Below are 23,141 nucleotides of genomic sequence, written 5' to 3' on the forward strand. Positions count from 1 at the left end.
TCACGCCGCCGGGCGTGTCCGCCCGCCGGCGATCCGCTCTACGCCCCGGCAGGGAGGGCTCCGCCCTCCCTGGAAAAGGACGGTGCCGCAGCCCGCGCCTATGCCGGGATCGGCCCGTCCGCGAACCGCTCCACCCAGCCGCGCAGCAGGCCGAGATCCGCCAGCCCCGACTGCCGCGCCACCACCTTGCCGCCCCGGAACGCGAACAGCGCCGGGATGCCCTGCACCCCGAATTGCGCCGCGAGCTGCGGGTTCGCGTCCACGTCGACCTTCACGAAGCGCGCGCGGGGCTCCAGCGTCGCGGCGGCGCGCTCGAAGACCGGCGCCATGGCGCGGCAGGGGCCGCACCACGCCGCCCAGAAATCGGCGATCACCGGCAGGTCGCCACGCTCGACGTGGCGCAGGAAGCGCGGACCGTCCAGCGCCACCGGGGCACCGGTGAACAGTGCCGCGTGGCAATGGCCGCACTTCGGCGCGTCGGCGAGGCGCGCGCGGGGCACGCGGTTGATGCCGTCGCAGTGCGGGCAGACGATGTGCAGGGCCTCGGCCATCGGCGTCTCTCCGGATCGCGGGCCGGGAAGGGGCGGGGCGCGTTCCCGGGTCCGTCTCGCTGCATGTATGCGCCGCGGCGCCCGGTGCCAGGGTGCCGGAAGCGGTGCCGGCAGCCGCCCACCGATCGAACCGTCCCGATTGCCACGGGGATTGCATGGCAGCCTCCCGGCCCGGGCGTGCCGCCTGTCGCCGGCCACCGCCGGGCGGTAGGGTGTCGCGAATCTGTCACCGATCCGTCACGGACCGCCTGCCGGGGGCCGGCCGCCGCCGAAGGGAATTCGCATGCTCAGTCTGTTCCGGCGCCTGCTGCCGCGCGAGGAGCGGTTCTTCGACCTGTTCGACCGCCACGCCAGGCTGATCACCGCCGCCGCCGAATCGCTCAGCGGCATGCTCCAGGGCGGCGAGGCGGCGCAGCGCCACTACCGGGACGTGCTGGAACGCGAGGACGAGGCGGACGCGATCACGCGCGAGGTGGTGCAGGCGGTGCGCCGCACCTTCGTCACCCCCTTCGACCGTGGCGACATCCAGGCGCTGATCAGCCACATGGACGATGCGGTGGACCAGATGAAGAAGACCGCCAAGGCGATCGCCCTGTTCGAGACGCGCGAATTCGAGGAAGGCATGGGCCGGATGGGCGACGCCATCGTGCGCTGCGCCCACCTCACCCAGGAGGTGGTGCCGATGCTCGGCCGGATCGGGCCGAACGCGGCGCGGATCAACGCGCTGTGCGAGCAGATCCGCCAGATCGAGGGCGAGGCGGACGACGTGCACGACAGCGGCGTGACCGCGCTGTTCCGCCGCTGCCGGGCGCAGGGCGACGCCATGGGCTACATCGCCGCCAACGAGGTCTTCGACCAGCTCGAGCGCGTGGTGGACCGCTTCGACGACCTGGCCAACGCCATCGAGGGCATCGTGATCGAGCACGTCTGAGACGCCGCGCCCGAGCCCGCCCGCAACGGCCCCGCCGCCATGGACGCCGCCCTCGCCCTGCCGCTGCTCGTCGGCCTGATCGCCGTCGCGCTGCTGTTCGACTTCCTCAACGGCCTGCACGACGCGGCCAACTCGATCGCCACCATCGTCTCCACCCGCGTGCTGCGGCCGCACTACGCCGTGGCGTGGGCGGCCTTCTTCAACATGATCGCCTTCCTGTTCTTCGGCCTGCACGTGGCGCAGACCGTGGGCACCGGCATCGTGGACGCCTCGATCGTGGATGCGCGCGTGATCTTCGGCGCGCTGAGCGGCGCCATCGCCTGGAACGTCATCACCTGGGCGCTCGGCATCCCCTCCAGCTCCTCGCACGCGCTGGTGGGCGGGCTGGTCGGCGCCGGCACCAGCAAGGCCGGGCTGGGGGCCATCGTCTGGTCCGGCCTCGGCCAGACCACGGCCGCCATCGTGCTCTCGCCGCTGGTGGGGATGCTGCTGGCGCTGCTGCTGGTGCTGGTCGTCTCCTGGCTGTTCGTGCGCGCCACGCCCTTCGCGGTGGACCGCTCCTTCCGCTGGCTGCAATTCGTCTCCGCCTCGCTCTACTCGCTCGGGCACGGCGGCAACGACGCGCAGAAGACCATGGGCATCATCGCCGTGCTGCTGTTCAGCCAGGGGCGGCTGGAGGGCGGCTTCCACGTGCCGCTCTGGGTGGTGCTGTCCTGCCAGGCGGCGATGGCGATGGGCACGCTGCTCGGCGGCTGGCGCATCGTCCACACCATGGGCTCGAAGATCACGCGGCTGACGCCGGTGCAGGGCTTCTGCGCCGAGACGGGCGGCGCCATCACCTTGTTCATGGCGACGCATCTCGGCATCCCGGTCTCCACCACCCACACCATCACCGGCGCCATCGTGGGCGTCGGCGCGGCGCGCCGTGCCTCGGCGGTGCGCTGGGGGGTGGCAAGCAACATCGTGGTCGCCTGGATCGTCACCCTGCCGGCGGCGGCGGCGATCGCGGCGCTGGCCTACTTCGTGGCGGGGCTGTTCGGCTGAGCCTGCGGCCGGGGGGCTGCGATGCCCACCCCGGTCGCCCAACCTCCGGTCGCTTCTCCGGCTGTCAGAGGGCGACGAGCAGGGCGCCCGCCGCCACCGCGGCGACCTGGACCGCGCAGGCCAGCCGGTACAGCGCCAGCGCGCGCCGCAGATCGGCCGCCGTGGCCCCGGCGCGGCCGTCGCCCATCCAGCCATCCTCGACCCGCACCGCGCCGTACACGCGCGGCCCGGCGAGGCGCAGCCCGAGCGCCCCGGCCATCGCCGCCTCCGGCCAGCCGGCATTGGGCGAGCGGTGCCGGCGCGCGTCGCGCCGCACGGCGCGGATGGCGCCGCGCGGGTCGGCGCCGGGCAGCAGCGCCGCCGCGACCACCAGCCACAGCGCCGCGAGACGCGAGGCGGGCAGGTTCACCAGGTCGTCGAAGCGCGCCGCGGCCCAGCCATAGGCCTCGTGCCGCGGCGTGCGGTGGCCGACCATGCTGTCGGCGGTGTTGGCCGCCTTGTAGCCGGCCATCCCCGGCAGCCCGAGCAAGGCCCCCCAGAAGGCGGGCGCCACCACGCCGTCGGAGAAGTTCTCCGCCAGGCTCTCGATCGCGGCGCGCGCCACGCCGGCCGCGTCGAGGCTCTCCGGGTCGCGCCCGACGATGTGCGAGACGGCGCGGCGGCCGCCCGCCAGCCCCTCGCGCTCCAGCCCCTCGGCCACGGCGCGCACGTGGTCGTGCAGGCTGCGCTGCGCCGGCAGGCTGGCGGCGAGCAGCGCCAGCAGCGGCAGGGCCAGCACCGCGGGCAGCAGCCGCGCCAGCCCGGCCTGCAGCAGCGCTGCCGGCAGCACGGCGGCCAGCAGCAGCAGGGCGAGCGCCAGCACCCCGGCGGCACGGCGGCGCGAAGCGGGCCAGCCGGGGCGGTTCAGCCGCCGGTCCAGCGCCGCGATCAGCGCGCCCATCCACACCACCGGGTGGCGGATGGCGCGGAACAGCGGCGCGGGATATCCGAGGGCGGCCTCGATCAGCAGGGCGCCGAGCAGGAGTGGCAGATGGTCCAGGGGCGTGGCCGTAAGGGGCGGGGCGGGTGACGGGGGCGGGCGCTAGCACGGATGCCGAGGCGGTGGCAGGGGCAGCAGGGGAGTCGGGCGTGGACCCGGCCGCGCTGGAGCATGGCGGCCGGCTCGGGGCCGCGCGCCGGCGTTTCCCGGACGCGCCGGCGCCGTTCCTCGACCTCTCCACCGGCATCAACCCGGTGCCCTGGCCGCTTCCCGGGCCGATGCCCGCCCTGCCGCCCGCCGCCTTCTCCCGGCTGCCGGAACCCGAGGCGCTGGAGGCCCTGCAACGCGCCGCCGCGCTGGCCTACGGCGTGGCCGATCCCGGCTGCGTGGTGGCGTCGCCCGGCACGCAGATCCTGATCGGCCTGCTGCCGCGCCTGCTGCCGTTGCGGGCCGCCCGCATCCTCGGCCCCACCTATGCCGAGCACGCGCTGGCCTGGGAGGCGGCCGGCGCCGCGGTGACGACGGTGACGGAAGCCGGGGCGCTCGATGCGGGCGAGGCGGGCACCGCCGCCGTGCTGTGCAACCCCAACAACCCGGACGGCCGGCGCGTCCCGGCCGCGCCGCTGCTCGCCCTCGCCGCGCGCCTCGCCGCGCGCGGCGGTCTGCTCGTGGTGGACGAGGCCTTCGCCGACCTGGAGCCGACGGGCGGGCCGGCGGGCGATGGCTGGCGCAGCCTCGCCCCCGCGCTGCCGGCGCCGGGGCTGGTGGTGCTGCGCTCCTTCGGCAAGACCTACGGGCTGGCGGGGCTGCGGCTCGGCTTCGCGCTGGCCGCGCCCGGGCTCGCGGCGCGGCTGCGCGCGGCGCTCGGTCCCTGGGCGGTGTCGGGGCCGGCGCTGGCGCTCGGCACGGCGGCCCTGGCCGACCGTGGCTGGCTGCGCGCCGCCGCGGCACGGCTCGCCGGCGATACCGCCCGGCTGGACCGGCTGCTGGCGGCGGCCGGGTTGCGCCCGCTCGGCGGCACGCATCTGTTCCGGCTCGCCGAGGGCGACGCGGCCGGCTGGTACGAGCGGCTGGGCCGGGCCGGCATCCTGGTGCGCCCGTTCGCGGCGCGGCCGCGCTGGCTGCGCCTCGGCCTGCCGGGGGACGCGGCGGCCTGGGACCGGCTGGAAGCCGCGCTGCGCGGCTGACCGCCGCCGGCGCGTCGGCCGGCCTCGCGCCGCCGGCCCGGCGCCGCCCGTTCCGCACGGCGCGTCCCGCACGGCCCGGCCCACGCCGTGCGTTCCGCACGCCCGGGTCGCGCGCCGGTGCGCTCGGGCCGCCGTGCCTGGCGGGACACCCGGCCATGGGGCGTGCCGCGTCCCGGCAACAGTGGTGCGCCGCCGCCACGTTGCCGCGTCGCATCGCCTTGCGGCCCGGCAACGAAGCCGCCATGGTGGGCGCGTGTCGGTCCCGCGCGAGCGGGCCAAGAGGGAACGCCGTGCGTCCCGCGCCTTCCCGAAAGCCGTTCCGGGAGGCCGGGGCAAGTCGGCGGCTGCCCCCGCAACTGTCAGCGGCGAGCTGACGGCCCATCCGCCCCGCAGAGGGGCTGCCACTGGCGCCGCGAGGCGCCGGGAAGGCAGGGGCCGCCGGCGACGACCCGTGAGCCAGGAGACCTGCCGGCACCCGTGCAACCCAGTTCACGGGGCGGGGTGCCCCCGGTCAGGAGTCTCCGATGCCGCTGTTCCCGCCACCCGGTCCCGGTCCGCACCGGCGCGGTCCGCCGCGCCACGCCCGCCTCTAGACGCCACGCCCTGGGACGCCACGCCCTGGACGGTGCACGCCGGGGCGGTGCGGTGCGAGTTCCGGCCCCCGCCGCCCTGCCGGGCGCGCGGCCGGTGCCGGCGGCCCGCGCGCGGCGCCCCGGTTCCGCCGAGGACCGATCGGACATGAATCCACGCCATCCCGCGCGCCCGCGCCGCGCCGGGCATTCCTTCCCCCCGCATCCGCCCCTGACGCATGCGCCGGCCCGGCCCGCCGTCGCGCGGGCGGCGGCGCTGCCCGACCTTCCCGACGGCACGGGGGTCTCGAAGGGGGCTTCGCCCCTTCGCGGGGTCCGGGGCGGAGCCCCGGAAGCGTCCGCGAGCGACGCCGTCGGCATCAGACGTTCCCGGATGCGGCGCGCCGCCATCGCCGGCCTGCTCGCCGCCCTGCCGCCCGCCCTGGCGCACAAGGCGGCGGCCCAGGCCGTTCCGGCCCAGATCGTTCCAGCCCAGACCGTTCCGGCTCAGACCGTTCCGGCCCGGACTGCTCAGGCCCAGGCCGCCGCCGACCAGAGCGCCGGCCTGCCGACGCCGCAGGGCGCCACGCTCGGCGAGGTGGTCACCACCGCGACGGCCCGGCCCGAGGAGCGCGTGCGCCTCACCGGCACGGTGCAGGTGATCGACGAGGCGCGCATCCTGCGCTCCACCGCCTCCAGCCTCACCGACCTGCTGGCCGAGAACGCCGTCGGCTTCTTCAGCGAGTGGACGCCCGGCCAGACCAGCATCAACATCCGCGGCGGCGCCACCGACGGGCAGGGGCGCGACTTCCGCTCGCAGGTGCTGGTGCTGATCAACGGCCGCCGCGCCGGCACGGCCAACCTCTCCAAGCTCTCGCCCGCCGACGTGCTGCGCATCGAGATCCTGCGCGGCCCCGCCAGCGTCATCTACGGCAGCCAGGCGATCGGCGGCGTCATCAACATCATCATGCGCGACGGCCGCAACTCGCCCGGCGGCTTCGGAGAGATGGAGGCCGGCTCCTTCGCCACGCTCGGCGCGCGCGCGCGCTACGGCTACGAGCGCGACGGCACCGCCGCCTATCTCGGCGTCGCCGGCGGGCTGCGCGGCGACTACGGCGTGGGCGGCGGCGGGCGGGAGGCGAACACGGGCTTCCAGCGCGGCGGCGCCACCGCCGCGGTCGGCGCGCCGCTCGGCGGGCGCGACGCGCCCTTCGGCCGGATCGACGTGATGGCACGCACCGACGGCATCTACGACGCGGGCTTCCGCGGCTCCGGCGCCAACACGATCAGCCGCGACGACCGCGAGAACGCCTCCCTCGACGTCGCCTGGACGGGGGCCACCGCGGATGCGCGCCTGTCCTGGAACCTCCAGGGCTACGCGGTGCGCGACCAGGACATCTTCCGCTGGGCCTCGCCGGTGATCCGCTCCGGCAACAACCCGGCGCCCGGCACGCTGAGCGACTACAACTGGCGCACCCTCGACATCATCGGCCTGCGCGCGCAGCCGCGGGTGCGGCTGTGGCAGGGCAACGAGCTGCTGCTCGGCTTCGACGCGGAGTATTCCGAGCTGCGCTCCACCCGCACCCGCGTCGCCCTGCCGGGCGGTCCGGCCGGGCAGGTGGCGCCCTACGACAACAACGAGGACGACACGGTCTTCGGCTTCTACGCCGAGGATTCGCAGCGCCTGTTCGACGACCGGCTGACGCTGCGCGCCGGCATCCGCTACACGGTGGGCGAGACGAAGTTCGTCGGCACGCCGAACCTGGCCAATTTCCGCTCCCGCACCGCCGACTACGACGCCACCACCTTCTCGGTCGGCGCCACCTACCAGGCGCTGGACTGGCTGGCGCTGCGCACCGGCTACAGCACCGGCTTCCGCGCGCCCACCGCGACGGAGCTGGCCGCCGACTTCACCGCCGTGGGCGGCGGCCGCACCTTCGGCAACCCGAACCTCAAGCCCGAGACCAGCCACCAGTGGGAGGTGGGCGCCACGGCCTCCGGCGGTCCCGCCAGCCTCGACCTCGCCCTGTTCCAGAACGTGATCCAGGACCGCATCACCACGCGGCTGCGCAGCGGCGTCGCCAACACCTCCGACTACGTCAACAATTCCGGCGACGTGGTGGTGCGCGGCGTGGAGGCGCAGTTCAACACCGACCTCGCCCGGCTGTTCGCGCTGCCCGGCCCGTGGCGCTGGACCGGCTACCTCAACGCGGCCTGGAATTTCGACATGGAGGACCGCGGCGCCGTCGCCACCCTCAACCGGCACGTGGTCGAGCGCATGTACCGCTACCAGGGCGCCGTCGGCATGATCTTCGGCGCGCGGGACTGGGACGTCTCCGCCACCGGCATCCTGCGCGGGCCGATGTACTACAACACCGAGGAGAACCTGCTGGTCCCGCAGGCCGAGCCGACGCGCGAGTACGTCCACGAGAAGAAGCCCTTCTGGGTGGTCAACATGCGCGCCAACTGGCGGGTGCTGCCCAACGTCACGCTGTGGGGGGCGGTCAACAACCTGCTCGACGTCAACCAGCACCCGATCTTCATCGGGCTGGACCGCACGCCCTACCTGCTGGACCAGCGCTTCTCGAATGGCGGCTACGGCACCTCGATGCCGGGGCGCGCCTTCCTGGCCGGGCTGCAATTGCGGTTCTGAGCCGGGCGATGCCGCAGCGCGGGCGACTTCCGCGGCGCGCCCTGCTCGCCGGCGCGGCGGCGCTGCTGCCCGGCGTGGCGGCGGGCCAGGGGGCTACGGGCCAGGAGGCTACAGGACAGGGGGCTACAGGACAGGGGGCGGCGGGGCCGGGAGAGGATGCGCGCTCCCCGGCCGCCGCCGGGCCTGCCACGGGAAGCGCCGACGCCGCCGGGACCGCCCCGGCCGGCTGGCCGCGCACCGTCACCGACGCGCTCGGCCGCGCCGTCGCGCTGCCGGCGCCGCCGCGCCGCATCGTCGCGATCTTCGCCTCCAACGTGGAGCTGCTGGCGGCGCTCGGCCTCGCCGACCGCATCGCCGGCATCGAGGCGTACACGCGCTACCCGCCCGAGGTGCTGGGGCGGCCGCTGGTGGGCGGCCGGCTCGGCTTCTCGGCCGAGGCGATCGCGCGGCTCGACGCCGACCTCGTGGTGATGACGCCGGCGCGGCAGGCGGCGGGCACGCTGCTCGACCCGCTGGCGCGCATCGGCATCCCCTCGCTGGTGGTGCTGGGGCGGGACCTGGCCGACATCCTGGGCAACCTGCGCCTGCTCGGCCGCGCCACGGGGCGCGAGGCGGCGGCCGAGGCCGTCGTCGCGGCGATGGAGCGGCGCTTCGCGGCGGTGCGGGCGCGCCTCGCCGGCCGGCCGCGCCCGCGCGTGTTCCTGGAGACCTCCAACACCGGGCGCGGCACCTACGGCACCGTCCGGCCCGACACCTACACCGCCGACGCGGTGCGGCTGGCTGGCGGCGACCTCGCCTTTCCCGCCTTCCGCGGGCCGGCGCAGGTCTCGGGCGAGGCGGTGCTGCGCGCCGACCCGGACGTGATCCTGGTCGCCGGCCGCCCCGACCAGGCGGCCGAGGTGGCGAGCCGGCCGGGCTGGGACTCGCTGCGCGCGGTGCGCGAGGGGCGGGTCCACCCGGTCTCGCGCGCCTTCCTGCTGATCCCGGGGCCGCGCGTGGCGGATGGCGTCGAGCAGGTGGCGCGGCTGCTGCACCCGGCGGCCTTCGCGGGTTGAGCGCCGGGGCGGCGCCGGCCTTTGATTCGGCGCATTTCCCGGGTCGCCGGGCAAGTACGCCCAGCCTGAAATGCTCTACGCTCGCCGCGGCCCGGCCGGCTGCCGGCCAGGCCAGGGAGCGGGCAGGGCAGGAGGTGGGCATGGGCAGGTTCCGCGGCAGGCGCGTCCTGATCACCGGCGGCACCAGCGGCATGGGGCTGGCCGGTGCCCGGCGCATCGCGGCCGAGGGCGGCGAGGTGATCGTCACCGGCCTCGACGAGGGACGCCTCGCCGCGACGCGCGGGATGCTGCCCGCCGGCTCGCCGGTCCTGCGCAACGACGCCGCCGATCCGGCCGCCGCCGAGGCGCTGGCGCAGGCGGTGCGGGCGGCGGGGACGCTCGGCGGGCTGTGGCTGAACGCCGGCCACGCCGCGCTCGGCCTGCCCGAGGAGATCGACGCCGACGCCTTCGACCGGATGATGGCGGCCAATGTCCGCGGGCCGATGCTGCAGCTCGCGCGGCTGTCGCCGCTGCTGGAGCCGGGCGCCTCGGTTGTGCTCACCTCGTCCAGCTCCACCTACGAGGGGGCGGCGATGACGGCGCTCTACGCCGCGACCAAGGGGGCGATCGTGGCGATGGCCCGCTCCTGGGCCACGGCGCTGGCACCGCGCGGCATCCGGGTCAACGTGCTGGTGCCCGGGCCGATCGAGACGAATTTCCGCCATTTCCTGCCGGATGCGGCGCGCGATGCCTTCGAGCGCTCCGTGGTCGGGCAGGTGCCGCTCGGCCGCGTCGGCACGGCGGAGGAGGCGGCGGCGGTGGCGCTGTTCCTGCTCTCGCCGGATTCCAGCTACGTCACCGGCAGCCAGTACGCGGTGGATGGCGGCCTGCTCCGGCGTTGACCCGGCGCGGTGGCGACCCGTCGCGGCCGCCCGGCCACCGCTACGGCAGCGCCAGGGCCATCGGCGCCAGCGACACGGCGGGATCGGCCAGCAGCAGCGGCGCGAGCACGGTGGGCAGGCAGCCATGCGCGTGGCAGCCGGCGCAGCGCGGCGAGCGGCACAGCGCGGAGGGCACGGCGCGCAGCACCCGCCAGCGCCGGCGCAGCGCCGCATCCGGCGGCAGCATGGCAGCGAGGCGCGCGGCCAGCGCCGCGTTGAACGGCGCCGCCTCGGCGGCCTCGGGCGGTGCGCCCGGGCCTGGCTCCAGGAAGGCGGCGCAGAGCGCGCCGCCGCGGCTTCGCAGCCACGCTTCCGCCGCCGCCGGGGCGAGGCCCGCGATCGCCGCCGCATCGCGCTTGATCCGCCGCGCCGCCCAGGCGGCGACCGCGTCCGGCGGGGCGTACAGCGCGTCGAACAGGAACACCGCGTCGGGCTGGAATTCGGGCCGTGCCAGCAGCAGCCGCGCCGCGTCGCCGCCGCCCGAATGCGCGGTCAGGGTGAGGCGCGAGACGCGCGGCAACGGCGCGTCGGCCGGCATGCCGCGCGCCCTGGCGAAGGTGCGCAGCGCGTGGCCGATCAGCGCCGGCACGGCGCCCGGCGCCAGCAGGGCCGGGAAGGCGTAGGCGCGCGCCTCGGGCGGCCGGCCGTCGGGCGCGATCCGTTCGCCCAGCCAGTGGCCGCGCGGCACGACGCAGAGCAGAGGCGGTGGTGCCGAGCCGTCCAGCGGCCTGGCGCGCACCGCGTAGCCGAGGCCGCTCTCGCGCACCGCCTCCGCCAGCCGCAGGCGCGGACCGGCCTCGTTCCAGCCGTGCAGGTGCAGCACGACGTGCAGCGCCTCGGGGGGCGCGGAGATGTCGTTCCAGAGCAGGATCAGGTCCGGCTGGGTGCCGCGATGCGCGCGCAGCAGCGGCGTGTCGGACAGGGCGAGGGCCTGTGGGCCCGGCGTCGCGGCGGGAGCCGCGCCGGAGGGAGATGTGGCGGGAGCCGCGCCGGAGGGAGATATGGCGGGAGCCGCGCCGGAGGGAGATGCGGCGGGAGCCATGCGAAGCGCTGGCGCGGCGTCGGCAGCGCGGGAGGCCGTCGTTCCGGGCGCGAGGCCCACGGGAGCGGCCAGCGACGCGGCGAGCAGCGTGCGGCGGCGGCAGGCGCCGCCCGTCGGCCGGCCGTGCGCGGCAGGGAAAGGCGTCGCCGCATCCGTCATCCACCGCCCCGCCACGGATGCGCCTCCCGGCCGCCGCGCCCGCGGCCATGGCGCCCCCGAGCACGGCGCCCTCGTGCATGCCACCCGCGCGCAGATCCCCCTCGGGGCGCCGCGCCGGACCCGGCCTCGACAGGCCGCGCGCCGGACGCGTACAAGCGGTGGACACGCCGGGCAATCGGGCCTGGCCGAAGCAGGCTGCGCCGTCGCCGCGGCGGATGCCCATCCCCCGCATGGCCGACGACTCCACGCAAGCCGCCCCGTCGTTCCCCTTCGGCAGCACGCCCGCCGATCATCCCGCCGGCTCCGCCGAGCCCGGCTTCGCGCCGCTGCGCACCGAGCGGCTGACCATCCGCCCGCTGCACGCGGGCGACGCCGCCGCGCTGCACCGGCTGGTGAACGACTGGGAGGTGGCCAAGACCCTGGCGCGGGTGCCCTTTCCCTATCCGCGCGACCTCGCCGACGAGTGGATCGCCTCGACCCGCGAGCGGCTGCAGGCACGCCGCGCCTGGGACCTCGCCATCGTCGGCGAGGAGGCGGGGCAGGAGATGCTGGTCGGCGTGATCGGCATCGAGCGGCACGGCGAGCGCGACGCCGAGATCGGCTACTGGGTCGGGCGCCGCTTCTGGGGCCACGGCGTCGCGACCGAGGCGGCGCGGCGCATGGCCTCCTGGGCGCTCGCCAACCTGGAGATCGACCGGCTGACGGCGGGCGTGCTGCTGGACAACCCGCGCTCCGCCGCCGTGCTGCGCCGGATCGGCTTCCGCGAGACCGGCACCGGCGAGCGCGAATTCCCCGCCCGCCACGCCACCCTGCCGGTGCTGCTGTTCGAGGCGCGGCGCGAGGACCTGCCCGCCGCGGCGGCCGAGGCGGAGCCGCCGCCCGCCGTCGCGAACGGCAAGCCGGTCCTGCTGGTTTCCGCCTGCGCGCTGGTCGATGCCGACCTGCGCGTGCTGCTGGCGCGCCGCCCCGAGGGCAAGCCGCTGGCCGGGCTCTGGGAGTTCCCCGGCGGCAAGGTGCACCAGGGCGAGTCGCCCGAGGCGGCGCTGATCCGCGAGCTGCACGAGGAGCTGGGCATCGACGTGGCGGAGAGCTGCCTCGCACCTTTCGCCTTCGCGAGCCACGGCTACGAACGGTTCCACCTGCTGATGCCGCTCTACCTCTGCCGCCGCTGGGAGGGCCGGCCGACGCCGCGCGAGGGGCAGGCGCTGGCCTGGGTGCGGCCGGAGCGCCTCGGCGACTACGCCATGCCGCCCGCCGACAAGCCGCTGGTGGCGCTGCTGCGGGACTTCCTGTGACGGAGGGCGCCGCCGGCTGACCGCCGCCATCGGCGATCGTCCGGACGGCGCCGGGCGCCCCGCGCATCGGTGCCGCGGCCGCGCGCTGGAGCGCGACCGGGGTGTGCACGGGTGGCGGCGGGTGGCGAGCATGGCCGTCCTCCTGCCGCCCGCGCGTCCCCGCCGATCCGGCGGGACGGATCGCTCCAGGCCGGCGGCGCCGCGTGCCCCTGGCGCGCAAGGTAGCGGTTCGCGGCCGAGCCGCGCCAGCACCACGGCGGACATGGCCCGCCGAGGCCGAGGCGGGCGCGGCTCCCCTGGAGCTGGCACGGATTCGTGACGCCGGCCGTACCCGCCTCCGCCGATCCGCCCTATCCTCCCGCGCAAACGAGGGAGCCCGGAGCGTGACCAATCCCACCGCCTGCCTGCTGATCATCGGAAACGAGGTGCTGTCGGGCCGCACCCGTGACGCCAACCTGCAGTTCCTCGCGACCCGCCTCGGCGCCATCGGCATGCCGCTGCGCGAGGTGCGGGTGATCCCCGACGTGCGCGAGACGATCATCGCCACGGTGAACGAGGTGCGCGCGAAATTCGACCACGTCTTCACCACCGGCGGCATCGGCCCGACGCATGACGACATCACCAGCGAATGCGTCGCCGAGGCGTTCGGCGTGCCGTGGGAGCCGCACCCCGAGGCCTGGGCGCGCATGGAACGCCAGTACAAGCCGGGCGAGTTCAACGCGGCGCGCCAGCGCATGGCGACCATGCCGCGCGGCGCGGCGCTGATCGACAACCCGATCTCGACGGCGCCCGGCTTCACCATCGGCAACGTGCACGTCATGGCCGGCGTGCCGCGCATCATGCAGGCGATGTTCGACGCGCTGGAGCCCAGCCTGCCCACCGGCACGCCGGTGCAGTCGCGCGCCGTGCATGCGCTGAGGCTCCAGGAGGGACGGATCGCGGAGGGGCTGGCGGCGATCCAGGCGCGCTTCCCGGCGCTCGACATCGGCAGCTACCCCTACTACCGGCCCGAGGGCAACGGCGTCGCGCTGGTGGCCAAGGGCACGGACCCGGCGGCGCTGGCGGCGGCGCAGCAGGCGATCGCGGCGCTGGTGCGCGGGATCGGGCTGGAGCCGGTCGAGGGCGAGCCGGTCTGAGGCCGCCGGTCGTCTCCGCCTCCCGGCAATCCGCTCGGGCAAATCCGCTCCGGCAAATCCGCTCGGGCGATCCGCCCCGGTCGGCGGCCTCAGCGCGCCACGAACTGCGCCAGCCGCACCGCCGTGTGGCCGCGCGGCGTGCGCAGGCTCGGCATCACCAGCAGGCAATCGTCGTGCGGCGTGCGTATCTCGGTCTCGCCGTCGAGCGCGATCACCGTGTTGCGCCGCTCCACTACCTCGCCGCCGCGATAGGGGCGCAGGAAGCCGAAGGCCGTGGTGTTGGCCGTCACGGTGCGGGTGACGCGCGCCAGCACGGGCGCCGCCGCACCGTCCTCGGCCGCGGGCGGCAGCGGCGCCCCGTCGACGGCCAGGCCGTGGCGGCGCAGCAATTGCGCCGCCACCTGCTCCATCACGGCGGTGGTCGAGGGCTCCCAGTGCGCCCCCGCCTCCAGCAGGATGGCGGCGCGTCCCGGCTCCTGGAAGCGGGCGTAGTCGATCAGCCGTCGCCCGGCGGCGTGGCCCGCATCCGCCACCACCAGCGACGGCAGGCCGAGGCCGAGCGCCAGGTCCGCCGCCTGCGGCGCCTCGCCGGTCAGGACCAGCGGGTCGGACGGCCAGAGCATCGAGTGCAGGTCGAGCACGATGTCGGCCGAATCCAGCACCGGGCGCAGCGCCCGGGCACGGCGCAGCTCGGCGGTGCGGCGCGGCCCGTCGAGCTGGCGCAGGCACCAGACGCGGTTCATGTCCTCGTCCACGTAGCGGCTGGCCGTGGGGTCGGACGGGTCGAAGCGGGCGAAGGCGTCGAGGTTGGCGAAGATCAGCGTCAGCCGGCCGCGGCGCGGGCGCAGCCCGGCGCGCAGCCAGCGTTCCAGCACGATGGCGCCGCCGATCTCGTTGCCGTGCATCAGCGAGACCAGGGCGACATGCGGGCCGGGCTCGGGCGCGGCGAAGCTCCACACGCCCGGCAGCACGTTGCCCGCGAGCCACGGGCCGAGATCCGGCGGCGCGAGGCGCACCGCGAAGCGCGGCGGGCCGGCGCGCCGATCCGGCGGGGGCGGCTCCAGCTCGCTCATCGGGCCCGCGGTCCCGCCATCGGGAGGCACGCCATCGGAAGGAAGGAAGCGGCCGCATGGCGGCCCGGAGCGGGCACGCGGCGGGGCTCACGGCCGCCGCGGCGCGGCGCCGAGCCGGCAAGCATCACGGCTGCGAGGGCCCCGTGTCTCATCCCCTGCCTCCCGGATGCCATCCTATACGCATCGGTCCGGTGGGCAAACGGCGCCGGGGTACATGACCTGGAGGCCGGCCGCGCGGTTCCGGCGTGAGGTCCAGGCTGGGCAGGTTGGGGCAGGGCAGGTCGGGGCAGGGCAGGCCGGGGCGGCAGTTCGGGGCAGCGGTCCGGGCGCGCCGCCGCCGCGCGGAAGGCGCCGTTACCGCCGCCTTCCGCCGTCCCGCCGGCTGGTCCGTCGGACGGCGCCCCGCCTCGGTGGCGCGCCATCCCGAGGGCCCGTCAGCGCGACGCCTCGGCGACGGCGGCCTCCAGCGTCGCCAGATCGACCGCGCCGGGAATCAGCCGGTCGCCGATCACCAGCGCCGGCGTGCCCTCGATGCCGAGGTTGCGGGCGAGGCGCAGGTTGTTCTCGATGCGGCGGGCGATCGCCGGGTCGTCCATGTCGCGGCGCAGGCGCGCCCAGTCGAGGCCGACCCGCTCCGCCTCGGCGCGCAGCACCGCCTCGTTCGGGTCGGTGCGCAGGCGCAGCAGCGCGTCGTACAGCGCGTCGTACTTCCCCTGGCGCTGCGCGGCGAGCAGCGCGCGGCTGGCCAGCACGCTGTTCGGCCCGAGGATCGGCAGGTCCTTCATGACCAGCCGGACGTTGCGGTTGCTGCGCAGGAGCTGGTCCATCGCCGGCTGCATCGACTTGCAGTAGCCGCAGCGCGCGTCGAAGAACTCCACCACCGTCACGCTGCCCTGCGGGTTGCCGCGCACGGGGGATTCGGGGTCGCGCAGCAGCGCGTCGCGGTTGGCGGCGATGGCGGCGCGGGAGGCCTGCTCGCGGTCGCGCTGCGCGGCGACCTCCATGGCGGCGAGGGCGTCGCGCAGGATCGAGGGATCGTCGCGCAGCGCCTGGCGCAGCACCGCCACCACCTCGGCCCGCTGGGCCGGCGTCAGGACGCCCGGTGCCTCGGGCGCGCCCCCTTGGGATGTGCTCCCCTGGGAGGCGCCCCCCTGGGATGCGACCTGGGCGGCGGCCGGCAGGGCCGGAGGCATGGTGGCGAGCAGAGTGCCCAGCAGGGCGGCGGGCAGGGCGGTGGCCGGCAGCAGCTTGCGCATCCGGTCGGTTCCTCGGTGGTGGGGACGGGCGGTGCCGCCCGTGTCCGCCGCGACATGGGGCCGCGGGCCGGATCGGGCCAGGGCGGAGACGCCCGGCCGGTGTCGCCGGCCCGGTGCCGGCGCCGGTGCCGGCGAAGGTGCCCAGGATGGCAGGTGAGGGGGAGTGCGCAAGCGCCGAGTGGCGTGTGGGGCGGTACGGGACCGCATCCCGTGCCGGCGGCGCCTTGCGGCGGTTCCGCCACGGCCCGGCGGGTTGCCGGTGGGAGCGAAGGCGTCTATGGCGCGATCCCCGGCCCACGAAAGGCGCCGGGCTGTTTCGGCGTGACAGGGGGTTGAGCACGGTGCGGGTCAGGCTCTCGATGGAGGCGGCGCGCGGCATTCCCGGCGGCCATGGCGCCCGGCACGCCCTGCCCGACATGAGGGGGGCCGACATGAGGAGGCCCGGCATGAAGGGGTCCGACGCGACGGGCGGCCCGGCCGCCCCCCGCCGTGCCGCGCCGGGGCGCCGGCGTGGCGCCCGCGCCCTCGCGCTGCTGCTTCCCGCCCTGCTGCTCGGCGGCTGCGAGACGCTGAACGCCCTCAACCCGCTGACCACCGGGCCGCAGCCCGGCCAGGCCGGCTACGTCACCGGCTTCCTCGGCGGCGTCGCGGCGGACGAGCCGCGCGCGGCGCTGGTGGCGCGCGAGGTGCTCTCGGCGGGCGGCTCGGCCGGCGACGCGGCCACGGCGGCGGCGCTGACCATGGCGGTGACGCTGCCCTCCCGCGTCGGGCTCGGCGGCGGCGGCGCCTGCCTCGGCTTCGACCCGCGCCGCAACCTCACCGAGGCGGTGCTGTTCCTGCCCGGCGGCCGCGCCGCCGTGCCGGCCGGCGCCGACCGGCCGGCGGCGGTGCCGCTGCTGGCGCGCGGCCTCTACGCGCTCCAGGCGCGCTTCGGCCGGCGCCCCTTCGAGGAGCTGATGGCCCCGGCCGAGCAGCTCGCCCGCTTCGGCACGCCGGTGAGCCGGGCGCTGGCGGCGGACCTCGCCGCCGTGCGCCAGCCGCTGCTGGCCGATCCGGGTGCCCGCGCCGTGTTCACCGGCCGTGGCGGCAACGTGCTGGGCGAGGGCGACGCGCTGGTGCAGGGCGACCTCGCCACCACGCTGGCCGCGCTGCGCACCTCCGGCCTCGGCATCGGCGACTTCCACCAGGGCGCGCTGGCGCGGCGCATCGAGGAGGCCTCGGCGCTGGCCGGCGGCGGCCTGACGATGGCCGAGCTGCGCGCCGCGCTCCCGCGCGTGGTGCCGCCGCTGCAGGTGCGGCCGGGCGGCGGCGACATCGCGAGCTTCCTGCCGCCCCCGGCCGATGGCGGCCTCGCCGCCGCGGTGGGTTTCCGTGCCCTGCTGGCCGGCCTGCCGACAGACCAGGCCGCCGAGCGCGGCCTCGCCGCCGCGCGCGCCTGGCGCGACCGGCGCGGCGAGCCGGAGGCGCTGCTGAACGCGGCCTCGCTGCCGCCCAACGGCGGCTGGCCGGCCCTGCCGGCCTCGGCGGCGCTGACCGTGTTCGACCGCGGCGGGCAGGCCGTGACCTGCGCCTTCACGATGAACAACCTGTTCGGCACCGGCCGCATGGCGCCCGGCCTCGGCTTCCTGCTGGCGGCGGCGCCGGGGATCGGCGCGGTGGAGCCGCCGCTGCTGGCGGCGGTGCTGCAGCACAACCCGAATTTCCGCGCCTTCCGCTTCGCGACGGCCGGCACCGGCCAGCTCGCGGCGCCGGCCGCCGTGGCCGGCGTGCTGATGCTGCAGACGCGCCAGAATCTGCCGCTGACCGATGCGGTGGCACGCGGGGCGGCGGAGCCGGGCCGCGTCGAGGCCGCCGCCTGCACCCGCTACCTGCCGGGCGGCGAGTCCTCCTGCGTCGCCGTGACCGACCCGCGCGGCGCCGGCGTGGCGCTGGGCGCGGTGGATCGCTGAGGCCCGCGGGTGGGGGGAGCCGAAGCATGGTGCTGAAGATCGGCCGCGGCGCCGAGGCGCCGCCCTTCCTGGTGATGGACGTGATCGCCGCCGCCAACGCCCGTGCCGCGGCGCTGGCGGCCGGCATGCCGCCCGAGACCCCGCCGGGCACGACGGGCCCGGATGGCGGCCGGGTGATCCGGCTGGAGGTCGGCCAGCCCGGCACCGGCGCGCCGCGCGGCGCCGCCGAGGCGGCGATCCGCGCGCTGCAGGGGGGCGCCCCGCTCGGCTACACCGAGGCGTTCGGCCTGCCCTCGCTGCGCGCCCGCATCGCCGCGCATTACGGCACGAAGTACGGGCTGGACGTCCCGCCCGGCCGCATCGCCGTGACCTTCGGCGCCTCGGGGGCCTTCCCGCTCGCCTTCCTCGCGGCCTTCGACCCCGGCGACCGGGTGGCGATGGCGGCGCCCTACTACCCGCCCTACGCCAACATCCTGACCGCGCTCGGCATGCGGCCGGTGCTGCTGCCCTGCGACGCGGCGACGCGCTTCCAGCCGACTCTGGCCATGCTGGAGCGGCTCGATCCGCTCCCCGACGGGCTGATCGTGGCGAGCCCCTGCAACCCGGCCGGCACCATGCTGACGCCGGACGAGCTGGCCGACATCGCCCGCTGGTGCGACCGCAACGGGGTGCGCCTCGTCTCGGACGAGATCTATCACGGCCTCTCCTACGGCCGGCCCGAGGCCACGGCGGCCGCGTCCAGCCCGAGCGCCGTCGTCGTCAACAGCTTCTCCAAGTACTTCTCGATGACCGGCTGGCGCATCGGCTGGATGGTGCTGCCCGAGGAGCTGTGCCGCCCCGTCGAGTGCCTGGCGCAGAACCTGTTCATCAGCGCCCCGCACCTCTCGCAGGTGGCGGCCGAGGCGGCGTTCGACTGCGCGCCGGAGCTGGAGGCGAACGTCGCCCGCTACCGGCGCAACCGCGACCTGCTGCTGGCCGAATTGCCGGCCGCCGGGTTCGACCGGCTCTCGCCGGCCGACGGCGCCTTCTACCTCTGGGCCGACGTTTCGGCGCTGACCGGCGACAGCGTGGAATTCTGCGCCCGGCTGCTGGCCGAGGCCGACATCGCCGCGACGCCGGGCGTCGATTTCGACAGCGGGCGCGGCGGGCGGTTCCTGCGCCTCAGCTATTGCGGCCCGGAGGCCGACATCGCGGCGGTGCCGGGGCGGCTGCGCCGCTGGCTGGGGCGGTAGACACGCCCGAGATCGGCCGCCTGATGCCGGCCCGCGCAAGCCCTGGCCTGTGCGGGCCGGTATCGCGCGCGGTCGGCGGGGCGGCCGCGCGCCGGACCGACGGCTCCTGCGGGTCCGCGCAGGGGCGGACCCGGATAACCTGACCATTAACGGGTGTTCAGGCCCGGGCTCATCCGCTTAGTCTCCCCGGTACGCAACGAAAACACGCGCCGCCCCGGGCCGGATCGACCGGCCCGCCACGTCGCGGCGCCTGTGGGGGGAACATGGAAAGACGCGATTTCCTGAAGGCGGGCGCGGTGCCGGCCGCGCTCGGCGCCGCCGGTGGCCTCGCGGCGCCCGCCGTGGCGCAGCAGGCGAACCGCAAGGTCACGTGGCGGCTGACGCTGAGCTTCCCGCGCAACCTGGAGACGCTTTACGGCGCCGCCACCACCTTCTCGCGCATCGTCAGCGAGGCGACTCAGGGCGAGTTCACCATCCGCGTCTTCTCCCCCGGCGAGCTGGTGCCGGCGCTGCAGGCGCGCGAGGCGACCTCGAACGGCTCGGTCGAGTCCTGCTTCACCGCCTCCTCCTACTCGATCGGCACCGACCCGGCCTTCATGTTCGGCACGGTGCTGCTGTTCGGGCTGAACAGCCGCCAGCAGCTCGCCTGGATGTACGAGCTGGACGGGCTCGGGAAGCTCAACCGGCTGCTCTACGAGAAGCACAACGTGCTGGGCTTCCCGCTCGCCTCGACGGGCGCGCAGATGGGCGGCTGGTTCCGCAAGGAGATACGCAGCCCCGAGGATCTGCGCGGGCTGAAGTTCCGCATCGGCGGCCTCGCCGGGCACGTGTTCCAGCGCCTCGGCTCGGTGCCGCAGCAGATCGCGGCGGGCGACATCTATCCCTCGCTGGAGCGCGGCACGATCGACGCGGCCGAGTGGATCGGGCCCTACGACGACGAGAAGCTCGGGCTCTACAAGGTGGCGCCGTACTACTACTACCCGGGCTGGTGGGAGGGGACGGGCATCCTCCACCTCTTCGTCAACAAGCCGGCCTGGGAGGCGCTGCCGGCCGACTACCGCAGCATCGTCCACAACGCCTCGATCACCGCGACGCAGCTCACCATGGCGCGCTACGACGCGCTGAACCCGCCGGCGCTGCTGCGGCTGGTGGCGCAGGGGGCGCAGGTGCGGCCCTTCCCGAACACGGTGCTCGATGCCTGCTACGACGAGACGGTGAAGCTGCACGAGGAGTACTCGCGCGATCCGGTCTATGCCGAGCTGTACCGCGACATGAGCAATTTCCGCACGGAGTCCTATCGCTGGCTCCAGCTCGCGGAATACGCCTTCGACAGCTACCAGATCAGGCGGCTGCGGCGCTGACGGGGAGCGCGGCGGCCGGCGCGGGGGCATCGGGGCGCTGCCCCGAACCCCGGCAGAGAGGGCCTTGCCCTCTCTGCACTCCCCCACCAAGGGGCGAAGCCCCCTCGGAAGCCCCTTTTTCGAAGAGACGGCCCGACGGCCGCAACAGTCGGGCTCCAGGCGAAGAGAGGTGCGGGAGGGCCTCGCCCTCCTGCCGGATTGGGCCCGGAGAAGGCAGCGCCTTCCCGGAGGGCGGATGGGGCCCGGGGAAGGCAGCGCCTTCAGGGGGGGGGGCCGGACAGAGGCCGGGAAATGGCACCTTCCCCGTCGGGCGCGGCGCCCCGAACGTCACCCCACCCGTCGCGGCGCCCGCGTGCGCGGCCGGTCGAAGCCCAGGAAGCCGAAGGTCTCGTGCATGTGCGGCGGCAGCGGCGCCTCCACCTCCAGCACGCCGCCCTCCGGGTGCGGCAGGCGCAGCGAGCGGGCATGGAGGTGCAGCATCGGGGAGAGCCCCTCGATGTGCGCGCCCGCGCCGCCGTACTTGCCGTCGCCGAGGATCGGGCAGCCCAGCTCCATGCAGTGGACGCGGAGCTGGTGGGTGCGGCCGGTGACGGGGCGCAGCTCCAGCCAGGCGGCGCGCTTCTGCGCCGCGTCCAGCGTGCGGAAGTCGGTCACGGCGCTGGTGGCGTCGCGGTCGCCGGGCTTCGCGGCGGCGGTGCGCTCGCCACCGGAGCTGGTCAGGCGCACCAGCGGCAGGTCGAGCCGCCCCTCGGCCGGGGTGGGGCGGCCGACGGTCACGGCCCAGTAGATCTTGGTGGTGTCGCGGCCGCGGAAGGCGGCGGCGAGGCGGGCGGCGGCGGTCGCGGTGCGGGCCAGCAGCAGCACGCCGGAGGTGTCGCGGTCCAGCCGGTGGACGAGGCGCGGCCGCTCCTCGGCGTCGAGGCGCAGCGCGTCCAGCATGCCGTCGAGGTGGCGGCGGATGCCCGGGCCGCCCTGCACCGGCAGGCCGGGCGGCTTGTCCAGCGCGATCACGCTGCGGTCGCGGTACAGCACCATGGCCTCCAGCGCGCGGGCGTCCTCCTCGGAGACGGGACGGGGCGCGGCCGGGGTGGGGGCGGGGCCGGCGGGCAGCGGCGGGACGCGGATCTCCTGGCCGGGGGAGAGGCGCGTGCCGGTCTCGGCCCGCTTGCCATCGACGCGGATCTGGCCGGTGCGCAGCATCTTCTGCAGCGCGCCCTGGGTGAGCTGCGGGTAGTGGCGGCGGAACCAGCGGTCGAGGCGCAGATCGGCGTCGTCGGCGGTGGTGGTGCGGAGCTGGACGGTCATGGAGGAAGGCAACCTAGCGCGAATCGGCCGCTGCGGTCAGGCCGGGGAACGCGGCAGCCGTCCGGCGCCCGGCGCATGGCGGCCGGCTGCGGTGCCGCCGGCGGCGCGTCGCGGTCCGGAACGTTACGCGTTGCCTCATCTCGCGCTTATGAGGCGGGCCGACGGAACGGCATGCCCGTCGCGCCGGTTCAGCTTGGCGCAGGATGCGGGAGGCGGGGATGAAGGCGCTGACGTGGCACGGCAAGGGTGACATGCGGTGCGAGAGCGTGCCCGATCCGAGGATCGAACATCCGCGCGACGCGATCATCAAGGTCACGGCCTGCGCCATCTGCGGTTCCGACCTGCACCTCTTCGACGGCGTGATCCCGAGCATGGAGCGGGGCGACGTGATCGGCCACGAGACCATGGGCGAGGTGGTCGAGGTCGGGCCGGAGGCGAAGGGCAGGCTGAAGCCCGGCGACCGCGTGGTGGTGCCGTTCACCATCTCCTGCGGCGAATGCTTCTTCTGCAGGAAGGGCTACTTCTCCGGCTGCGAGCGTTCCAACCCGAACCACGCGATGGCCGCGAAGCTGTGGGGCCACTCGCCGGCCGGGCTGTTCGGCTACTCCCACCTGCTCGGCGGCTACGCCGGCGGGCAGGCGGAATACCTGCGCGTGCCCTATGCCGATGTCGGGCCGGTCAAGGTGCCGCAAGGGCTCTCCGACGAGCAGGTGCTGTTCCTCTCCGACATCTTCCCCACCGGCTACATGGGCGCCGAGTTCTGCGACATCAGGGGCGGGGAGACCATCGCCATCTGGGGCTGCGGCCCGGTCGGGCAGTTCGCCATCCGCTCCGCCTTCCTGCTCGGCGCCGAGCGCGTGATCGCGATCGACACGGTGCCGGAGCGCCTGGCGATGGCAAAGCAGGGCGGCGCCATCACGATCGACTTCCGGGACGAGGATGTCTACGACCGCATCCAGGAGCTGACCGGCGGCCGCGGCGCCGATGCCTGCATCGACGCGGTGGGCACGGAGCCCGACACCGGCTCCGGCTTCGACGCGGTGATCGACCGCATCAAGGGCGCGACCTTCATGGGCACCGACCGGCCGCACGTGCTGCGCCAGGCCATCCACTGCTGCCGCAACTTCGGCACGGTCTCGATCGTCGGCGTCTATGGCGGCTTCGTGGACAAGATCCCGATGGGCTCGGCCATCAACCGCGGCCTGACCTTCCGCATGGCCCAGACGCCCGTGCAGCACTACCTGCCGAAGCTGCTGGAGCGCATCGAGAAGGGCGAGATCGATCCTTCCTTCGTCATCACCCACCGTGCCTCGCTCGAGGAAGGCCCGGAGCTGTACAAGACCTTCCGCGACAAGAAGGACGGCTGCATCAAGGTGGTGATGAAGCCCTGAGAGACGCGCGGGTGCCCCGTCCGGCGCCCGCGAGCCGTCGGGGAGGCGCTCCC

At 75.7% G+C, this 23,141-nt stretch carries 18 protein-coding genes and 1 riboswitch; of the genes, 12 read left to right on the top strand and 6 right to left on the bottom strand.

Translation table 11 applies throughout. The features are described from left to right. Positions 1-98 precede the first annotated feature (98 nt). Entirely contained in the window at positions 99-551 is a 453-nt protein-coding gene (trxC, locus tag M0638_RS01550; RefSeq protein ID WP_248665188.1) for a thioredoxin TrxC, read from the bottom strand. A 283-nt stretch (positions 552-834) separates the two neighbouring features. Here trxC and M0638_RS01555 point away from each other — a divergent pair, with 283 nt between their 5' ends. After that, positions 835-1,482: a DUF47 domain-containing protein gene (locus tag M0638_RS01555; protein ID WP_248665189.1), complete on the top strand. Its 648-nt coding sequence runs from the start codon at positions 835-837 to the stop codon at positions 1,480-1,482. A gap of 39 nt (positions 1,483-1,521) precedes the next feature. Continuing rightward, complete coding sequence (locus M0638_RS01560; protein WP_248665190.1) at positions 1,522-2,526, top strand: inorganic phosphate transporter; 1,005 nt, start codon at positions 1,522-1,524, stop codon at positions 2,524-2,526. 64 nt (positions 2,527-2,590) lie between these two features. Here the strand turns inward: M0638_RS01560 and cbiB are convergent, their stop codons facing one another. Beyond that, complete coding sequence (gene cbiB, locus M0638_RS01565; RefSeq protein WP_248665257.1) at positions 2,591-3,565, bottom strand: adenosylcobinamide-phosphate synthase CbiB; 975 nt, start codon at positions 3,563-3,565, stop codon at positions 2,591-2,593. Between the two features lie 89 nt (positions 3,566-3,654). On the opposite strand from cbiB, the gene cobD reads away from it, so the two are divergent. From cobD to M0638_RS01585, 4 genes are all read left to right on the top strand, one after another. After that, on the top strand, positions 3,655-4,692 hold the full coding sequence (cobD, locus tag M0638_RS01570; protein WP_248665191.1) for a threonine-phosphate decarboxylase CobD: 1,038 nt from the start codon (positions 3,655-3,657) through the stop codon (positions 4,690-4,692). Between the two features lie 240 nt (positions 4,693-4,932). Then, a riboswitch (cobalamin riboswitch) is annotated at positions 4,933-5,179 on the top strand. 476 nt (positions 5,180-5,655) lie between these two features. Further along, positions 5,656-7,914 carry a TonB-dependent receptor gene (locus M0638_RS01575; RefSeq protein WP_248665192.1) on the top strand — a complete coding sequence of 753 codons (2,259 nt, stop codon included), beginning with the start codon at positions 5,656-5,658 and terminating at the stop codon, positions 7,912-7,914. A gap of 8 nt (positions 7,915-7,922) precedes the next feature. Next, complete coding sequence (locus M0638_RS01580; RefSeq protein WP_248665193.1) at positions 7,923-8,969, top strand: ABC transporter substrate-binding protein; 1,047 nt, start codon at positions 7,923-7,925, stop codon at positions 8,967-8,969. Positions 8,970-9,109: 140 nt separating this feature from the next. Further along, positions 9,110-9,850 carry an SDR family oxidoreductase gene (locus tag M0638_RS01585; protein ID WP_248665194.1) on the top strand — a complete coding sequence of 247 codons (741 nt, stop codon included), beginning with the start codon at positions 9,110-9,112 and terminating at the stop codon, positions 9,848-9,850. A gap of 40 nt (positions 9,851-9,890) precedes the next feature. Here M0638_RS01585 and M0638_RS01590 read toward each other — a convergent pair whose 3' ends face one another. Beyond that, entirely contained in the window at positions 9,891-10,931 is a 1,041-nt protein-coding gene (locus tag M0638_RS01590) for a hypothetical protein (protein WP_248665195.1), read from the bottom strand. 389 nt (positions 10,932-11,320) lie between these two features. Here M0638_RS01590 and M0638_RS28685 point away from each other — a divergent pair, with 389 nt between their 5' ends. Beyond that, positions 11,321-12,385, top strand: a complete 1,065-nt coding sequence (locus M0638_RS28685; RefSeq protein WP_282571776.1) for a bifunctional GNAT family N-acetyltransferase/(deoxy)nucleoside triphosphate pyrophosphohydrolase — start codon at positions 11,321-11,323, stop codon at positions 12,383-12,385. A 383-nt stretch (positions 12,386-12,768) separates the two neighbouring features. Continuing rightward, positions 12,769-13,521: a competence/damage-inducible protein A gene (locus M0638_RS01605; protein ID WP_248665196.1), complete on the top strand. Its 753-nt coding sequence runs from the start codon at positions 12,769-12,771 to the stop codon at positions 13,519-13,521. An 89-nt stretch (positions 13,522-13,610) separates the two neighbouring features. Here the strand turns inward: M0638_RS01605 and M0638_RS01610 are convergent, their stop codons facing one another. Then, positions 13,611-14,594, bottom strand: coding sequence for a M14 family metallopeptidase (locus M0638_RS01610; protein WP_248665197.1), 984 nt, complete (start codon positions 14,592-14,594; stop codon positions 13,611-13,613). A 434-nt stretch (positions 14,595-15,028) separates the two neighbouring features. Further along, positions 15,029-15,850: a DsbA family protein gene (locus tag M0638_RS01615; protein WP_248665198.1), complete on the bottom strand. Its 822-nt coding sequence runs from the start codon at positions 15,848-15,850 to the stop codon at positions 15,029-15,031. 446 nt (positions 15,851-16,296) lie between these two features. Here M0638_RS01615 and M0638_RS01620 point away from each other — a divergent pair, with 446 nt between their 5' ends. From M0638_RS01620 to M0638_RS01630, 3 genes are all read left to right on the top strand, one after another. Beyond that, complete coding sequence (locus M0638_RS01620) at positions 16,297-17,799, top strand: gamma-glutamyltransferase (RefSeq protein ID WP_248665199.1); 1,503 nt, start codon at positions 16,297-16,299, stop codon at positions 17,797-17,799. 26 nt (positions 17,800-17,825) lie between these two features. Further along, the gene (locus M0638_RS01625) at positions 17,826-19,031 is read left to right on the top strand and encodes a pyridoxal phosphate-dependent aminotransferase (protein ID WP_248665200.1); all 1,206 of its coding nucleotides are present in this window, start codon (positions 17,826-17,828) and stop codon (positions 19,029-19,031) included. Positions 19,032-19,294: 263 nt separating this feature from the next. Further along, a complete protein-coding gene (locus M0638_RS01630; RefSeq protein WP_248665201.1) occupies positions 19,295-20,392 on the top strand; it encodes a TRAP transporter substrate-binding protein in 1,098 nt (365 codons plus the stop codon). A 327-nt stretch (positions 20,393-20,719) separates the two neighbouring features. Here M0638_RS01630 and M0638_RS01635 read toward each other — a convergent pair whose 3' ends face one another. Then, positions 20,720-21,697 (bottom strand): RluA family pseudouridine synthase, encoded by a 978-nt coding sequence (locus M0638_RS01635; RefSeq protein WP_248665202.1) that lies wholly within the window; start codon positions 21,695-21,697, stop codon positions 20,720-20,722. Positions 21,698-21,915: 218 nt separating this feature from the next. On the opposite strand from M0638_RS01635, the gene M0638_RS01640 reads away from it, so the two are divergent. Next, positions 21,916-23,088: a zinc-dependent alcohol dehydrogenase gene (locus M0638_RS01640; RefSeq protein ID WP_248665203.1), complete on the top strand. Its 1,173-nt coding sequence runs from the start codon at positions 21,916-21,918 to the stop codon at positions 23,086-23,088. Positions 23,089-23,141: the final 53 nt, after the last annotated feature.

The sequence above is a fragment of the Roseomonas acroporae genome, assembly GCF_023223525.1.
Classification (GTDB): domain Bacteria; phylum Pseudomonadota; class Alphaproteobacteria; order Acetobacterales; family Acetobacteraceae; genus Roseomonas_E; species Roseomonas_E acroporae.

What these genes read in the sequence shown, in the direction of transcription:
- M0638_RS01590 (WP_248665195.1), bottom strand. Translation starts at nt 10,931, where the DNA reads ATGGCTCCCGCCGCATCTCCCTCCGGCGCGGCTCCCGCCATATCTCCC.
- M0638_RS01610 (WP_248665197.1), bottom strand. Translation starts at nt 14,594, where the DNA reads ATGAGCGAGCTGGAGCCGCCCCCGCCGGATCGGCGCGCCGGCCCGCCG.
- M0638_RS01630 (WP_248665201.1), top strand. Translation starts at nt 19,295, where the DNA reads ATGGAAAGACGCGATTTCCTGAAGGCGGGCGCGGTGCCGGCCGCGCTC.
- M0638_RS01585 (WP_248665194.1), top strand. Translation starts at nt 9,110, where the DNA reads ATGGGCAGGTTCCGCGGCAGGCGCGTCCTGATCACCGGCGGCACCAGC.
- M0638_RS01580 (WP_248665193.1), top strand. Translation starts at nt 7,923, where the DNA reads ATGCCGCAGCGCGGGCGACTTCCGCGGCGCGCCCTGCTCGCCGGCGCG.
- M0638_RS01625 (WP_248665200.1), top strand. Translation starts at nt 17,826, where the DNA reads ATGGTGCTGAAGATCGGCCGCGGCGCCGAGGCGCCGCCCTTCCTGGTG.
- M0638_RS01620 (WP_248665199.1), top strand. Translation starts at nt 16,297, where the DNA reads ATGAAGGGGTCCGACGCGACGGGCGGCCCGGCCGCCCCCCGCCGTGCC.
- trxC (WP_248665188.1), bottom strand. Translation starts at nt 551, where the DNA reads ATGGCCGAGGCCCTGCACATCGTCTGCCCGCACTGCGACGGCATCAAC.
- M0638_RS01575 (WP_248665192.1), top strand. Translation starts at nt 5,656, where the DNA reads ATGCGGCGCGCCGCCATCGCCGGCCTGCTCGCCGCCCTGCCGCCCGCC.
- M0638_RS28685 (WP_282571776.1), top strand. Translation starts at nt 11,321, where the DNA reads ATGGCCGACGACTCCACGCAAGCCGCCCCGTCGTTCCCCTTCGGCAGC.
- M0638_RS01640 (WP_248665203.1), top strand. Translation starts at nt 21,916, where the DNA reads ATGAAGGCGCTGACGTGGCACGGCAAGGGTGACATGCGGTGCGAGAGC.
- M0638_RS01615 (WP_248665198.1), bottom strand. Translation starts at nt 15,850, where the DNA reads ATGCGCAAGCTGCTGCCGGCCACCGCCCTGCCCGCCGCCCTGCTGGGC.
- M0638_RS01555 (WP_248665189.1), top strand. Translation starts at nt 835, where the DNA reads ATGCTCAGTCTGTTCCGGCGCCTGCTGCCGCGCGAGGAGCGGTTCTTC.
- M0638_RS01635 (WP_248665202.1), bottom strand. Translation starts at nt 21,697, where the DNA reads ATGACCGTCCAGCTCCGCACCACCACCGCCGACGACGCCGATCTGCGC.
- M0638_RS01560 (WP_248665190.1), top strand. Translation starts at nt 1,522, where the DNA reads ATGGACGCCGCCCTCGCCCTGCCGCTGCTCGTCGGCCTGATCGCCGTC.